We start from the raw sequence: 14,840 nt of genomic DNA, 5'->3' as shown, positions 1-14,840 counted from the left end.
AGAGTGACTTCGCTGGCCGAATTCACCTGGGGGCTTTGGAGGCTCGATGCGTACCCGCCCTTCGCGCGCGGCCGGCCTGCTCGCAGCCGCCCTGCTGATCGCCGCGGCAACGACTGACGCGTCCTCGGTCGTCGCCCCGCCGGCGGCGCGGGCGGCGGCCACCGGGCCGACGCTGCCGCTCGGCCACGTCGGGCGGTGGATGACCGACACCGACGGGCGCGTCGTCATCCTGCACGGGCTCAACCACGTGTACAAGGTGCCGCCCTACGAGCCGGCGGCCGACGGGTTCGGCGACGACGACGCGGCCTTCCTGCAAGCCAACGGGTTCAACGCGATGCGGGTGGGGGTCATCTGGGCGGCGGTGGAGCCGCAGCCGCTCACCTACGACGACAACTACCTCACCTCGATTGCGCAGACCGTGGCGACGCTGGCGGCTCACGGCATCATCAGCCTGCTCGACTTCCATCAGGACCTCTACAACGAGGCCTTCCAGGGCGAGGGCGCGCCGGCGTGGGCGGTGCAGGACGCGGGCCTGCCCAACCCGCAACTCGGCTTTCCCGGCAACTACTTCCTCAACCCGGCCGAGGAGCACGCCTGGCACGCCTTCTGGCGAAACGCCCCGGCGCCGGACGGGATCGGGCTGCAGGACCACTACGCGCGCGCCTGGGCGCACGTCGCCACCTTCTTCCGCGGCAACCCCGGCGTCTTCGGCTACGAGGTGCTCAACGAGCCGTGGCCCGGCTTCATCTGGGAGGGCTGCTTCAACCCGATCCTGGGCTGCCCCCTGCAGGACCACAAGCTGACCGTGTTCTATCGCAAGGTGGTGCCGACGATTCGCGCGGCCGACCCGACCACGCTGGTGTTCTACGAGCCGAACACGTTGTTCGCCGAGGGCATCCACACCGACGTCGGGCGCGTCGTCGACCCGAGCACCGGCTTCACCTTCCACGACTACTGCGCCATCGAATCGGTGCTGCACAAGAACATCACCTGCCGCTTCGAGGACGGCCTCACGATCACCAACGCGAGCCTCTACGCGGACTTCATGCACATCCCCCCGCTGCTGACCGAGTTCGGCGCCACCAACGATCTCAACAACATCGCCGAGGTGATGCGCCACACCGACCGGCACCGGATGGGCTGGTTGGAGTGGGCGTACACCGGCAACGACAAGACGAGTTCGTCGCCCAACGACCAGGCGCTGGTCTTCGATCCCAGCCAGCCGCCGACGGGCGCCAACGTCAACGCCGCCAAGCTCGCCGTGCTCGCCGCACCGTACCCGCAAGTGATCGCCGGCACACCGAGGTTCTGGTTCTTCCGGTCGGGCACGTTCCGGCTGTGCTACACGACGCTACGGGCCGACCGCGCGGGCCGGTTCGCCCCGACCGCGCAGACGCTCGTCTCGGTGCCGCCCATCGAATATCCGAACGGCTACCACGTGAGTGTCGCTGGCGGACAGGTGGTTTCGGCGCCCAACGCCCCGGTGTTGGCCGTCGTCGCGAACGCGGGCGCCGACACCGTCGACGTCACCGTGACGCCGTGATGGCTACCCGCTCAGATAGCGCCGCAGCATCTCCGCCGCGGCGGTGATGTCGCCGACCGCGACCCGTTCGTCGCGGGTGTGCGCCAGGTTGGGGTCGCCCGGGCCGAAGTTGACCGCGGGGATGCCCAGCGCGGCGAAGCGCGCCACGTCGGTCCAGCCGTACTTGGCCCGCACCCGCCCGCCGGCGGCCTCGACCAGCGCCTTGGCTGCGGGCTGCGACAACCCGGGCAGCGCGCCCGCCGCGGCGTCGGTCTGCTCGACGGTCACGTCGAGGCCGTCGAACACCTCGTGGACATGACGCAGCGCGGCGTCCAGGGAACGATCGGGGGCGAAGCGGAAGTTGACGGTCACCGACGCCGCGTCGGGAATCACGTTGCCGGCCACGCCGCCGTCGACGCGCACGGCCGACAGACCCTCGCGGTACTCGCACCCGTCGATGTCGACGCGGCGCGGGCGATATCCGGCCAGCCGGTCCAGCACCGCGCCGAGCTTGTGAATTGCGTTGTCGCCCAACCACGATCGGGCCGAATGAGCGCGGGTCCCCGCCGCGCTGATCACCACACGCAGCGTGCCCTGGCAGCCGGCCTCGATGTACCCGCCGGTCGGTTCGCCCAGGATCGCCACGTCGGCGGACAGCCACTCCGGAAGCTCGCGTTCGATGCGGCCCAAACCGTTTGCGGCGGCATCGATTTCCTCGCAGTCGTAGAACACCAGCGACAGGTCGTGCACCGGCTCGGCCACGGTGGCGGCCAGGTGCAGAAAGACCGCGTCACCGGACTTCATGTCCGCGGTGCCGCAGCCATACAACTCGCCGTCCTCGCGGCGGCTGGGCACGTTGTCGGCGATCGGCACGGTGTCGAGGTGCCCGGCCAGCAGCACCCGGGTCGGCTTGTTCAGCGAAGTGCGAGCCAGCACGGCGTTGCCGTTGCGGACGATGTCGAAGCCGGTCGTCTGCGCCCTCAGCGCCGCCTCCACCTCGTCGGCCAGGCGGGCCTCGTCCCTCGATTCGCTGGGGATGTCGACCAGCGCCGCGGTCAGTTGGACGGGGTCGCCGCGTAGGTCCAGCACGCCCCAAGGGTATCTGGCTCGCCGGGCCAAGTAACCTGGCCGCCGTGACTGGAGCTGCAGGTATCGGGCTGGCGACGCTGGCCTCCGACGGGTCGGTGCTCGACACGTGGTTTCCCGCACCGGAACTGACCGAAGGTGACGGCGCCGGCACGTCGCGACTCGCGCTGTCCGACGTTCCCCCCGAACTGGCCGCGCTGGTCGGCCGCGACGACGACCGCGGCACCGAGACCATCGCGGTGCGCACGACCATCGGCTCGCTGGACGAGGTGGCCGCCGACGCCTACGACGCCTACCTGCGGCTGCATCTGCTGTCGCACCGGTTGGTGGCGCCGCACGGGCTGAACGCCGGCGGCTTGTTCGGGGTATTGACCAATGTCGTGTGGACCAACCGCGGGCCCTGCGCGATCGAGGGTTTCGAGGCCGTGCGGGCGCGGCTGCGCCGCCACGGGCCGGTGGCGGTCTACGGCGTCGACAAGTTCCCGCGGATGGTCGACTACGTGCTGCCGACGGGCGTGCGCATCGCCGACGCGGACCGGGTGCGCCTGGGCGCCCACCTGGCGCCGGGCACCACGGTGATGCACGAGGGCTTCGTCAACTACAACGCGGGCACCCTGGGCGCGTCGATGGTCGAGGGGCGGATCTCGGCCGGCGTGGTGGTGGGCGACGGATCGGACATCGGCGGCGGGGCGTCGATCATGGGAACGCTGTCCGGCGGTGGCACGCAAGTGATTTCGATCGGCAAGCGGTGTCTGCTCGGCGCCAACGCGGGCTTGGGGATCTCATTGGGCGACGACTGCGTCGTCGAGGCCGGCCTGTACCTCACCGCCGGCACCAAGGTCGCCATGCCCGACGGCACCGCGGTCAAGGCCCGCGAGCTCTCCGGGGCAAACAACCTGTTGTTCCGCCGCAATTCGGTCACCGGGGCCGTCGAGGTGGTCGCTCGCGACGGGCGGGGCATCGCCCTGAACGAGGACCTGCACGCCAACTAGGCCGACTGATCCAGGCCCAGCGCCGTTCCGTGGGTTTCCGGCAGCAGGTAGGTGCACACCAGGCTGACCGACGTGAGCGTGGCCAGCATCAGCCCGATCGCCCAGCTGCCGTAGGTGGCCAGCAGCGTCCCGGCGATCAGCGGCGGCGTCGCGCTCCCGACGAGGCCCGCGAGGTTTTGCGCCAGCGCCACCCCGCTGTAGCGGTAGCGGGTGGCGAACAGCTCGGGAAGGAACGCCGCCGTCGGGCCGGAGCCGATCGCCGCGACGGCGCACATGCCGACGATCGCGACCGCGTACCCGGCGGGTTTGCCCGTGTTCAACAGCGGCATCACCGCGAACGCCCACAGCAGGCAGCCGGTCCAGCCCACCAGCATGAGGCGGCGGCGCCCGAGCCGGTCGCACAGGATGGCCGAGCTCGCCATGAACGTCATGCTCGCGAAACCGCCCAGCGCGCCGACGAACCAGATGAAGTTGCGCGAATATCCCAGGTGTGAGTGCGCGTAGGCGGCCAGATAGGTGTTGGCCATGTAGATGAAGCCCAGCGCGCCGAGGATGCTGCCGGCCGCCAGCGCGATCTCGCGGCGTTGCAGCCGCAGCAGCTCGGCCAGCGGCGCCTTGGGCACCAGCTCACGCGCCTTCTCCTCCGCGAACACCGGGGTTTCCTCGATGTTCAGGCGCACGTACAGCGCGAGCGCGATCAGCACCGAGCTGGCCAGGAACGGCAGCCGCCATCCCCAGTGCAGAAACGCGGGGCTGTCCTCGCCGATGGTGACGTTGACCCCCAGGAAGGTCGCGCTGCTCAGCACCGCGGCGGTGCCGCCGCCCATCAGGGTGAACATGCCGTATCGGCCGCGCTGGTCGGCCGGCGCGTATTCGGCGCTCAGCAGCGCCGACCCCGCCCATTCGCCGCCGACGGCGAACCCCTGCAGCAGCCGCAGCGCGACCAGGACCAGCGGGGCCGCCGCGCCGATCGACCCGCTGCTGGGGACCAGGCCGACGCTGACCGTCGACAGGCCCATGATCAGCAGCGTGGCGACCAGGGTCTTCTTGCGGCCCATTCGGTCGCCGAAGTAGCCGAACGCGGCCGCGCCCAGCGGCCGGGACAAAAACGCCGTCGCGAACGTGGCCATCGAGGCGATCGTCGCCGTGGCGGGGGTGAGGTGCGGAAAGAACACCGCCGGGAACACCAGCGCCGCCGCGGTGCCGTAGATCAAGAAGTCGTAGAACTCGATCGCCGAGCCGACCAGGCAGGCGATCGCGACCCGCCGCATCGGGGTGGCGGCGGCCACGACGGTTGGGTTCACCCGTACGACGGTACGTGAATCCCGCGAACGCGCGTGTCTGTACGGCGGCACGCCGCAAATGTGTACATTTGCGGACCCCTCGCGGGGAAAGAGGCTAGCCAAAGGCTAGCCCTCCGACAGCAGCTGCTTCTTCAAAACCTTGCCCATCGCGTTGCGGGGCAGCTCCTGAACCAGCCGCACCTCGCGCGGCCGCTTGTGGATCGAAAGCTCCTGCGCGACATGGTCGATCAGCTCATCGGCGTTCAGGCCCGACGCGCCGACGACGTAGGCGACGATGCGCTGGCCCAGGTCCTCGTCGGGCAGCCCGACGACGGCGGCCTCCTGCACGCCGGGGTGCCCCAGCAGCGACGTCTCGATCTCGCCCGCGCCGATGCGATACCCGCCGGACTTGATCAGGTCGACGGACTCGCGGCCCACGATGCGGTGCATCCCGCCGGCGTCGACGACGGCGACGTCGCCGGTGCGATACCAGCCGTCGGCGTCGAAGGCCTCCGCGGTGGCCTCGGGTCGATTCAGGTAGCCGTCGAACATCGTCGGCCCCCGAACCTGAAGGCGCCCAACGGTTTCCCCGTCGTGCGGCACCGGGTTGCCGTCGTCGTCGAGCAGCCTGGTCGTTACGCCGGGCAGCGGCAGCCCCACCCAGCCCGCGCGGCGTTCGCCGTCGGCGCGGGTGGAGATCGTGATCAGCGATTCCGAGGTGCCGTAGCGCTCGATGGGCTGATGCCCGGTGAGCTCGACCAGCCGGTCGAACACCGGCACCGGCAGCGGCGCGCTGCCGGAAACCAGCAGCCGCGCCGGGCGCAGCGCCTCGGCCGCCGCCGCGTCGGCCACGATCCGCGACCACACCGTGGGCACCCCGAAATACAGCGTGCCCCCCGCCTCCGCGTAGCCGGCGGGCGTCGGTTTTCCGGTGTGCACGAAGCGGTTTCCGACCCGCAGCGACCCCAGCAGGCCCAGCACGAGTCCGTGCACGTGGAACAGCGGCAGGCCGTGCACCAGCACATCGTCGGCCGTCCACTGCCAGGCCTCGGCCAGCGCGTCCAGGTCCGCGGCGATCGCGCGGCGGCTCAGCTGCACGCCCTTGGGCAGCCCGGTGGTGCCCGAGGTGTAGATGATCATCGCGGTGGCGTCGGGCGACGGCTCGGGATAGCGGTGCCAGGAGCGGGCGTGCAGCCGAACCGGGATGTGCGGCAACCCTTCTCGCTCCACGGGTTCCGGGCCCAGCCACGCGTGCGCGCCCGAGTCGGTGAGCATGTGCCTACGCTCGGCGACGCCGACGTCGGAGGGCACGGGGACGAAGGGCACGCCGGCGATCAGGCAGCCGGTGACCGCCAGCACCGTCGACGCGGTCGGCGTGGCCAGGATCGCCACCCGCTGCGCCCCGGCCACCCGCTCGGCCACCGACGTCGCGGCGCCGACCAGGCCGCTGCGGCTCAGCGCGACACCGTCGATGCGCACGGCGTCGGCGATGTCCGCGGTGGTGGCGGCCGAGGGATTCAGCGACGCGAGCAGCACGTGAGCAGGTTACCCGGCGGGCGGCCACGCAGGTAATGCCTGGGAAATCAGGCATTATGGCTTGACAAGGGGTCAGGACAGGGGCAGCATAGTGCTATGCATGGAAAATCACGCGTAATGTATGTCCGGCCAAGCCCGCAGCCCCGACGGGCCTCTTATGCGTGAAATATCACGCGTTGCACCGGGCAGGAGGGCGCCACGCAGGACTAACCCAGCCCCCCGATCTGCTCTGCCTGAAATCACACGCATAGGGAAAGTATTCGCGACCAGGCGGGTTCATCTGGGGCTCACTCAGCAATTGGTGGCCGACCTATCAGGTGTCTCCCGGTACAGCGTCCAAGCCCTCGAATACGGCACCGGATCCGTGAAACTCGCTTCGCTTGTCGAAATCGCCGACGTACTCGGCCTTCGGCTGGAAGTGATCACGGCTGGCGACGCCAACCTCGCAGCGACATGATCCGACCGTCCGACCTTCGAGAGGTCGGGGAAGCCGACGTCTACCTCGCCGACGCGATCGTCGCCAACCTCGTTCGTCTGCCCGGCGACGAGATCCGCTTTGAATACCGCGACCCGAAGCCGGTGGCCCCCAAGTTGACTGCGTTGACTATCCGCACTCGATCAGTGTCATGGTCCCTTCCCTTGGACGGGGACTACCCCCTGATAACGACGGGCGGCGCGGTTCCTCCATTCTTTGCCGGACTGCTTCCCGAAGGTGTCCGGCTGGGGGTGGTGACCTCGTCCACGAAAACGTCGGTGGACGACCATTTCACGCTGCTCCTTGCGATCGGCGGCGACACGATCGGAAATGTTCGCGTTCTACCTGCCGGCACCTCCCCCCCGGAACGTGAGCCGATGTTCGATCCCGCGCGGGATACCGACTTTCGGAAAGTTTTCCAACGCCTCACCGGCTCTGTCGATGCCGATCCCGTCGGACTTTCCGGAGTTCAGCCCAAAGTCAGCGCGGCCATATGGTCGACACCCGCGAGAACAACGACAGGACCCGCGATCCTCAAGCTAAATCCGCCGACGGGCTTTCCCCGACTCGTCGAAAATGAACACTTCTTCATGCAAATGGCGGTCGATTGCGGACTGCGCGCAGCACAGACTCAACTGATCCACGACGCCGCCGGCCGAAGCGCACTGCTGGTCCACCGATTTGATCGGCAGGGCGATGTCCGGATCGCCCAAGAGGACGCCTGCCAAGTCGCTTCCGTCTACCCCGCCGCGAAGTACCGCATCCACGCCCAAACGGCGATCGCTTCTTTGGCCGACGCCTGCGCGCGCGGCGGAGGTTCGCGGGCTGCGGCCGCCCTCGACCTGCTGCGGACCGTGGTGTTCTCCTGGCTAATCGGCAATGGCGACTTGCATGGGAAGAATCTGTCGATCTATTGCCCGGACGGGCTCTGGCGACCAACGCCCGCTTATGACTTGCTCACAACGCAGCCCTACGCGGGGTGGCGCGACTCGATGGCGTTGCCGCTCTATGGGCGCGCAAATCGCTTGAACCGCAATCATTTCATGGAAGCGGCGGCCCGGCTTGGTCTCCGCGAACGGGCGCCCGCCAGCATGATCAACGACGTCGTCGATGGGGCAGCGCAGTGGCCGGACCGGTGCGACCAAATCGGGTTCGACGAACGTAAGACCGAATTGTTGTCCGAGATGCTTCGATCTCGCATCGCGACCCTGACGTAAATGGCATACACTCGCCCACCGGCTCAGGCACGCTCGTCCCAGACCTTCATCAGGGTGGACAGGATCTCCTCGCCGCGGCCGAGCCCGGCCAGATGGCTTTCCTCCGGTAGGTGGAAGAGTTCGGCGTCGGGCAGCCGGGCCACGACGTGCTCGCCGTGGGCGAACGGCACGATGTGGTCGTGGTCGCCGTGCCACCAGCGGACCGGGACCTTGACCTCCTCGAGCCGGAATCCCCAGTCCCGCGTGAACAGGATGATGTCGTTGAACGGCGCGGCCAGTTGTTTGCGGCTGCCGTTGAGCAGGTCGTCGAGGAACATCGCCCCGAACTCGGGCCGGGTCAGCAGGCGCCGGTCGGCTTCGGGCGAAATCGCGGCATACAGGTACAGCGCCGGGTTCGCGACCGGACGGATGGCCCGGACCATCAGGCTGGCGCCGATCCGCAGCGGGTCGCCGCCCAGCCGCAGCAGGGGCGCCACCCGCTTACCCAGGTTCATCAGGCCGCTGGTGATCCCCTCGTCGCCGAGGAACGGCGCGACGCCGCCCAGCACGCCGACGTCCACCACCCGATCGGGCAACACCGCGGCCGACGCGAGGGCGTACGGGCCGCCGCCCGAAAGGCCGATGACCGCCATCTTGTCGATGCCCAGCGTGTCCGCGACCGTCCGCAGGTCGTCGCCGAACGCGCGGATGTTCTCGTACCGGTGCGGGGTCGACGACCCGATGCCGGGCCGGTCGATGCCGATCAGGCGGATGCCGTGTTGTTCGGCGTAGACGCGGGCCTCGGTGGGGATCTGCCGGCGCGCGCCGGGGGTACCGTGCAGCCAGAACACCGCCCGGCCCTGCGGGTCACCGAATTCGGCGAAGCCGAGCTGGCGGTTCCTCCCGACCGCGACATTGCCTTCGAGCTTGGGGCGGGCGATCTCGAGGGCCATGCCAGCAGCTTTGCACGTGACAAGCGATTTTCGAAATTCCGGCGGCAACGCAGCCCCGCGGGCTCGGCGGCGCCCTCAGGCCGGGACCCCGATGGCCTTCACCTCCATGTACTGGTGCAGGCCGCTGACGCCGCCGCTCTCCCGCCCGAACCCGCTCAGCTTGAACCCGCCGAAGGGGGCGTCGCCGGGCCCGACGCCGTTGACCGCGACCTGGCCGGTGCGGATGCGGCGGGCGACGCCGACGGCCCGATCCACGTCGGCGCCCCACACGGCGCCCGACAGCCCGTAGCGCGAGTTGTTGGCGACCGCGACGGCGTCGTCGTCGTCGCGGTAGCGCAGCACCGACAGCACGGGCCCGAACACCTCCTCCTGGGCGATCGTGGAATCCGGGTCGACGCCGGTGAGGATCGTCGGTTCGAAGTAGTAGCCGGCGCCCAGGCCGGCGGGACGTCCGCCGCCGGCCGCGAGCTTGGCCCCCTCGTCGAGCGCGCCCGCGACGTGCGCCTGGACCCGCTGTAGCTGCGCCGCGCTGATGAGCGGCCCCATCTGGGTTTCGGGGTCCCGGGGGTCGCCGACCTTGACGTCGCGGGCGAGCGCGACGAGCCGGTCGACGACGTCGTCGTGCAGCGAGTCCGGCAGCAGCAACCGGCTGTGCAGGATGCAGGCCTGACCGGCGTGCAGCGAGCAGCAGTCGAACAGCATCTGCCGCAGCATCTCGTCGCTGACCTGCGCGTCGTCGAGGACGATGCTGGCCGATTTCCCGCCGCACTCCAGCAGCAGCCGCTTCATGGCGTCGCCCGCGGCGCGCATCACCTCGCAACCGACGGCCGAGCTGCCGGTGAAGCTGATCATGTCGATGCGCGGGTCGGTGGTGAGCAGCTTGGCGGCGTCGAGGCCCGACGGCGTGACGACATTGACCACACCCGGTGGAATGTCGGTGTGCTCGTCGATGATTCGGGCCAGCGCGAGCCCGGCCAGCGGCGTCAGCGGCGAGGGCTTGAGCACGACGGTGTTGCCGGCGGCCAGCGCGTTGTTGACCTTCATGACGTTGAGGCAGTGCGGGAAGTTCCACGGCGTCAGGATCGACACGACGCCGAGCGGCTCGCGCCGCAGCAGCGTGGTGCCGGCGCCGATCCCGGTGACCGGTTCGTCGGTCAGCTTCGTGGCGAGCTGGGCCGCGTGCATGGACATGTATCCGGCGCCGTCGATCTGCATCATGCGCTCGTTGGCGACGCAGCCCCACTCGGTCTGCGCCAGCGCGAAGAACTCGTCGGCGTGCTTGAGCAGCGCGTCGCCGAGCTGGTTGAGGCAGCCGGCCCGGTCCTCGGGGGTCGCGGTGCCCCACGGCCCGCTGTCGAACGCGCGGCGCGCGGCGCCGATCGCCTCCCTCACCTGCCCGACGCTCGCATCGGGCGCGGTGGCGATGGTTTTTTCGGTGGCCGGGTCGACGTCGTCGTAGCGGCCGTCGTCCGGTTCGACCCAGCCGCCGTCGATGTAGAGCCGGTAAGCGTCAACGAGTCCCATCTAATTCCCTCACCGTCGGTCAGATAAAGACTCAGTGTTCACCCCGCCGGAGCGCGGCGTCAATCGCCGACGGCGCGAAATTCCCGCTATCTCACCGCGTTCGGGCGTATTGACAGTGATGGTCCGCGCAGAGTACACACAAGGTCGCGGACAGATCTGGGCCGTCTGTCCGATCGCGCGTCGACGACGCCAAAAGGGCCGGCCGTGCAGCCCTTCGGGCCACCAACACGTCAGGAGGGCAGCGTTTGTGACCGATTCAGAGACCGTCAGCGCCAAAGTGCGGGCGCTGGTCGGGCAGCCCACTGGCGGCACCGGAAAGCCCTCGGTGGCACCGGATCCCGTCAACCAGCCCATGATCCGGCACTGGGCGCACGCGCTCGACGACCTGAACCCCGTCTACCTCGATCCGGAGTTCGCCGCGTCCTCGCGGTTCGGCGGCATCGTCTCGCCACCGGTCATGCTGCAGACCTGGACGATGCCGTCCCCGAAGCTCGAGGGGATCGGCGACCGCGGCGGCTCCCCGGTCGAGATCACCTCCAACCCCACGGCATTCCTCGACGAGGCGGGCTACACCAGCACCGTGGCGACCAACTCGGAGTTCGAGATCGAGCGCTATCCCCGCCTGGGCGATGTCATCAGCGCGACGGCGGTCTACGAGGGCGTCTCGGAGGAGAAGAAGACCGCGCTGGGCACCGGCTTCTTTCTGACCTGGCTGACCACTTACACCGATCAGAACGGTGAAGTGCTGGGCCGACAGCGCTTCCGCATGCTGCGATTCAGGCCGGCGGGCTGATGGCGCCCCGCCTTGCCCCGGCGATCAGCCCGGACACCGAGTTCTTCTGGAACGGGCTGCGCGAGCACAAGTTGCTGATCCAGCGCTGCAGCGGGTGCGGCGCGCTGCGCCACCCGCCCCGCCCCATGTGCCCCCAATGCCGCTCCCTCGAGTGGGAGGCCATCGAATCGTCGGGCCGCGGCACCCTCTACAGCTACGTCGTGCCGCACGAACCGCGGTTCCCCTTCTTCGACTACCCGTACATCGTTGCGCTGGTACAGCTCGACGAAGGGGTGCGGCTGGTGTCGAACCTGTGCGGCGTCGACCCGGCCGACGCCACCGCCGGGATGCCCGTGGAGGTGTACTTCCAGGCGTTCGAAGGCAGCGATGGAGACCTGGTGTTGCACCAGTTCCGGCCCCGGAAGTAATTGGCCTGCAGCCCAACTCGCTTGCGACACACCCATCCCGGAAGGAATCCGATGACGACCGCCAAGACCCGAACCACCTTGCGGTGGGCCGACATCGAAGTGGGCGACGAGGTCGCGCCGCTCGAAATCCCCGTAACCACAACGTTGATCGTCGCCGGTGCGATCGCGTCGCGGGACTTCATGCCGGTGCACCACGACCGCGACTACGCCAACAAGCAGGGCTCGCCCAACCTGTTCATGAACATCCTGACCACCAACGGGTACTGCGTGCGTTTCCTCACCGACTGGGCCGGACCCGAGGCGATGGTCAAGAACCTCTCGATCCGCCTCGGGGTGCCCAGCTTCCCCGACGACCCGCTGCGCTTCACCGGCACCGTGACCGGCAAAACTCAGGGCTCCGGCGGTGAGGACTTCGTCGAGGTGGCGTTCAAGGGCGCCAACAGCCTGGGCGATCACGTCTCGGGCACCGCGGTGCTCAGCCTGCTCGACGGGGCCGGCTCGTGAGCCGCCTGCCCGGCAGCTGCGCGATCGTGGGGATCGGCCAGACGGAGTTCTCCAAGGAGTCCGGGCGCAGCGAGCTCCAATTGGCCTGCGAGGCGGTCAGTGCCGCACTCGACGACGCCGGCCTGGCGCCGGCGGACGTCGACGGAATGGTCACCTTCACCATGGACTCCAGCGACGAGATCGACATCGCCCGCAACGTGGGCATCGGCGATCTGAGCTTCTTCTCCCGCGTCCATCACGGCGGCGGGGCGGCGGCGGGCACCGTGGTGCACGCGGCGATGGCGGTCGCGACCGGCGTCGCCGACGTGGTGGTCTGCTGGCGCGCCTTCAACGAGCGCTCGGGCTTCCGGTTCGGGGGCAGCGGGCGCACCAGCGCCGAGACCCCGCTGTTCATGGCGCATTACGCGCCGTTCGGATTGCTCACCCCCGCGGCGTGGGTCGCGATGCACGCCCAGCGCTACATGTCCACGTACGGGGTGACCAACGAGGACTTCGGCCGGATCGCCGTCGTCGACCGCGCGCATGCCGCCAACAATCCCGACGCCTGGTTCTACCAGCGCCCCATCACGCTTGAGGACCACCAGAATTCGCGCTGGATCGTCGAACCGGTGCTGCGCCTGCTGGATTGCTGCCAGGAAAGCGACGGCGGCGTCGCGCTGGTGGTGACCAGCGCCGAACGGGCCCGCGACCTGCGGCAGCCGCCGGCGATCATCACCGCGGCCGCTCAGGGCGCGGCCGCCAACGGCGAGATGATGACCAGCTACTACCGCGACGACATCACCGGCCTTCCGGAGATGGGCGTGGTCGCCGACCGGCTGTGGCGCGACTCGGGCCTCAAGCCGCAGGACATCCAAACCGCCTTCATCTACGACCATTTCACGCCGTTCGTGTTCACCCAGCTCGAGGAGCTCGGCTTCTGCGGGCGCGGCGAGGCCAAGGACTTCGCCACCGTCGAGCGGCTCTCGCTCGGTGGCGAATTCCCGATCAACACCAACGGCGGGCTGCTCGGCGAGGCCTATATCCACGGCATGAACGGCATCACCGAGGGCGTGCGTCAGGTACGCGGCACGTCGTACAACCAGGTCGACGACGTCGAGCACGTGCTGGTGACGTCGGGCACCGGGGTGCCGACCAGCGGGCTGATCCTCGCGCCGTCGGACTGAGGTGCCCCGATGACCCGGGCTTCCCCGCCGACCCAGGCGTCCGACACGCGCGAGCTCATCGTGGAGTCGGCGTTCGAGTGCTTCGGCAAGCAGGGACTGCAGAAGGCGACGATCGTCGACATCGCCAGGCGCGCAGGCGTTTCGCGGAGCACCATCTACGAATATTTCGGCGACAAGGCCGCGATCGTCGAGGCGTGCGCCGAGCACGCGTCCGAGCGCTTCTACCGCGAGATGACCAAGGCGATGGACCGCGGAAGCTCGCTCGAGGACAAGCTGAGCCGGGCCGCGGTGTTCGTGACCCAGGCGCGGCGGGTCATCTCCTCGGAGAAGTACTTCGACGAGGACGCGGTCAGCCTGCTGCTGACCAAGGACGCGGCCCTGCTGCTGCGCGAGTGCGTCGACTTCTTCGCGCCCTATCTTTCGGCGGCCAGGCTCACCGGGGAGGTCCGCAAGGATCTCGACGTCGAGGCCGCCGGGGAATGGTTCGCGCGCATACTCTTTTCGCTCTTCAGCACGCCGTCGTCGACGCTGGACTTGGACGACCCCGAGGTGGTTGCGGAATGGGTGCGCGCGCACGTGGTGCGCGGCTTCGCCGCGGAGCGGCCGCGGACCCGGCGCGCCCAATGAGCGTGTGCTAGCCCCCGTCTAGGCCGTTGCTGCCGAAGAACCGGCCGCCGGACCCGCCGGCGCCGCCGTGCTGTCCCCCGCTGCCCTGCCCGCCGTTGCCGCCATTGCCGATCAAAATTCCGCCCGGCCCGCCGGCCTGACCCGTTCCCGATGCGCCGTCGGTGCCGTTGCCGATCAACGGCCGACCCAGCAGCAGGTTCGTGGGCGCATTGATCACACCCAGAACGTCGTCTTCCAGCGTCTGCAACGGCGACACGTTCGCCGCCTCCGCGAGCCCATATGCGCCACCCGCACCCGTGAGCGCCGCCACAAACTGCTCATGGAACGCCGTGGCCTGCGCGCTCAGGGTCTGAAAATCCCGGCCATAGGTGCCGAACATTTCCGCGATCGCCGCGGACACCTCATCCTGAGCCGCCGCCAACACCTGCGTCGTCGACCCCGCCGCCGCCAAATTGGCTGCCCGCACCGCCGAGCCGATCCCGGTCAAATTCCCGGCCGCCGCCGCCATCATCTCGGGCGTTGCGATGACAAACGACGCCATCTCGGGCCCACGTTCCCTGGGCTGCACGACCTCTAATAGCTCGGGGACTGTACGCGCTTAGCACATGACGGTTCCGGTTTCGGGCAAATCTTCCAATTCATTGTTTTCAAAAGAAGACTTCTGAGGCCATCGTGACTGGCGCGACGAAAGGGACAACTGCACCGGGGAGCGCAGACCCAGAGTCGGGGAAACGCGCTGATGGCAGGGCTTCGGTCGGCTAGGCGCCGGATTCGCTCAA

Annotated in this window: 14 protein-coding genes and 1 pseudogene; 9 read left to right on the top strand and 6 right to left on the bottom strand. The window is 69.0% G+C overall.

The window, feature by feature from the left end; genetic code table 11:
• Positions 1-46: 46 nt before the first annotated feature.
• Positions 47-1,543, top strand: a complete 1,497-nt coding sequence (locus BST11_RS14815) for a cellulase family glycosylhydrolase (protein ID WP_083138690.1) — start codon at positions 47-49, stop codon at positions 1,541-1,543.
• 3 nt (positions 1,544-1,546) lie between these two features.
• On the opposite strand, the gene dapE is transcribed toward BST11_RS14815, so the two are convergent.
• Positions 1,547-2,611 (bottom strand): succinyl-diaminopimelate desuccinylase, encoded by a 1,065-nt coding sequence (gene dapE, locus BST11_RS14810; protein WP_083138689.1) that lies wholly within the window; start codon positions 2,609-2,611, stop codon positions 1,547-1,549.
• A 35-nt stretch (positions 2,612-2,646) separates the two neighbouring features.
• On the opposite strand from dapE, the gene dapD reads away from it, so the two are divergent.
• On the top strand, positions 2,647-3,600 hold the full coding sequence (dapD, locus tag BST11_RS14805; RefSeq protein ID WP_142276365.1) for a 2,3,4,5-tetrahydropyridine-2,6-dicarboxylate N-succinyltransferase: 954 nt from the start codon (positions 2,647-2,649) through the stop codon (positions 3,598-3,600).
• Here the strand turns inward: dapD and BST11_RS14800 are convergent.
• Both BST11_RS14800 and BST11_RS14795 read right to left on the bottom strand, forming a co-directional pair.
• A complete protein-coding gene (locus tag BST11_RS14800; RefSeq protein ID WP_083138724.1) occupies positions 3,597-4,871 on the bottom strand; it encodes an MFS transporter in 1,275 nt (424 codons plus the stop codon). The two genes, dapD and BST11_RS14800, sit on opposite strands and share 4 nt — an antisense overlap.
• 138 nt (positions 4,872-5,009) lie before the next feature.
• Complete coding sequence (locus BST11_RS14795) at positions 5,010-6,419, bottom strand: acyl-CoA synthetase (RefSeq protein ID WP_083138687.1); 1,410 nt, start codon at positions 6,417-6,419, stop codon at positions 5,010-5,012.
• A 121-nt stretch (positions 6,420-6,540) separates the two neighbouring features.
• Here BST11_RS14795 and BST11_RS14790 point away from each other — a divergent pair, with 121 nt between their 5' ends.
• Together BST11_RS14790 and BST11_RS14785 are read left to right on the top strand one after the other, a co-directional pair.
• Entirely contained in the window at positions 6,541-6,876 is a 336-nt protein-coding gene (locus tag BST11_RS14790; protein ID WP_308211604.1) for a helix-turn-helix domain-containing protein, read from the top strand.
• Entirely contained in the window at positions 6,873-8,111 is a 1,239-nt protein-coding gene (locus BST11_RS14785; protein WP_083138686.1) for a type II toxin-antitoxin system HipA family toxin, read from the top strand. Before BST11_RS14790 ends, BST11_RS14785 begins: the two co-directional genes overlap by 4 nt.
• A 23-nt stretch (positions 8,112-8,134) precedes the next feature.
• Here the strand turns inward: BST11_RS14785 and BST11_RS14780 are convergent, their stop codons facing one another.
• Positions 8,135-9,043, bottom strand: a complete 909-nt coding sequence (locus BST11_RS14780) for an alpha/beta fold hydrolase (protein WP_083138685.1) — start codon at positions 9,041-9,043, stop codon at positions 8,135-8,137.
• 75 nt (positions 9,044-9,118) lie between these two features.
• Entirely contained in the window at positions 9,119-10,567 is a 1,449-nt protein-coding gene (locus BST11_RS14775) for an aldehyde dehydrogenase family protein (RefSeq protein ID WP_083138684.1), read from the bottom strand.
• Between the two features lie 247 nt (positions 10,568-10,814).
• On the opposite strand from BST11_RS14775, the gene BST11_RS14770 reads away from it, so the two are divergent.
• The 5 genes from BST11_RS14770 to BST11_RS14750 are packed head-to-tail and all read left to right on the top strand — an operon-like array spanning position 10,815 to position 14,061.
• Entirely contained in the window at positions 10,815-11,360 is a 546-nt protein-coding gene (locus BST11_RS14770) for an FAS1-like dehydratase domain-containing protein (RefSeq protein WP_083138683.1), read from the top strand.
• Positions 11,360-11,767, top strand: a complete 408-nt coding sequence (locus BST11_RS14765) for a Zn-ribbon domain-containing OB-fold protein (protein WP_083138682.1) — start codon at positions 11,360-11,362, stop codon at positions 11,765-11,767. The genes BST11_RS14770 and BST11_RS14765 overlap by 1 nt, the downstream gene beginning before the upstream one ends.
• 51 nt (positions 11,768-11,818) lie before the next feature.
• On the top strand, positions 11,819-12,271 hold the full coding sequence (locus BST11_RS14760; RefSeq protein WP_083138681.1) for a MaoC family dehydratase: 453 nt from the start codon (positions 11,819-11,821) through the stop codon (positions 12,269-12,271).
• The gene (locus tag BST11_RS14755; protein WP_083138680.1) at positions 12,268-13,434 is read left to right on the top strand and encodes a lipid-transfer protein; all 1,167 of its coding nucleotides are present in this window, start codon (positions 12,268-12,270) and stop codon (positions 13,432-13,434) included. Before BST11_RS14760 ends, BST11_RS14755 begins: the two co-directional genes overlap by 4 nt.
• A 9-nt stretch (positions 13,435-13,443) precedes the next feature.
• Positions 13,444-14,061, top strand: coding sequence for a TetR/AcrR family transcriptional regulator (locus BST11_RS14750; protein WP_083138679.1), 618 nt, complete (start codon positions 13,444-13,446; stop codon positions 14,059-14,061).
• A gap of 10 nt (positions 14,062-14,071) precedes the next feature.
• On the opposite strand, the pseudogene BST11_RS14745 reads toward BST11_RS14750, so the two are convergent.
• Positions 14,072-14,602, bottom strand: a pseudogene (locus BST11_RS14745) (PE family protein); the annotation flags it as partial.
• Between the last annotated feature and the right edge of the window lie 238 nt (positions 14,603-14,840).

The organism is Mycobacterium alsense (assembly GCF_002086635.1).
GTDB classification, from domain to species: Bacteria; Actinomycetota; Actinomycetes; order Mycobacteriales; family Mycobacteriaceae; genus Mycobacterium; species Mycobacterium alsense.
Note: the sequence above shows the minus strand (reverse complement) of the source record. Positions and strands in the feature narration are given on the sequence as shown.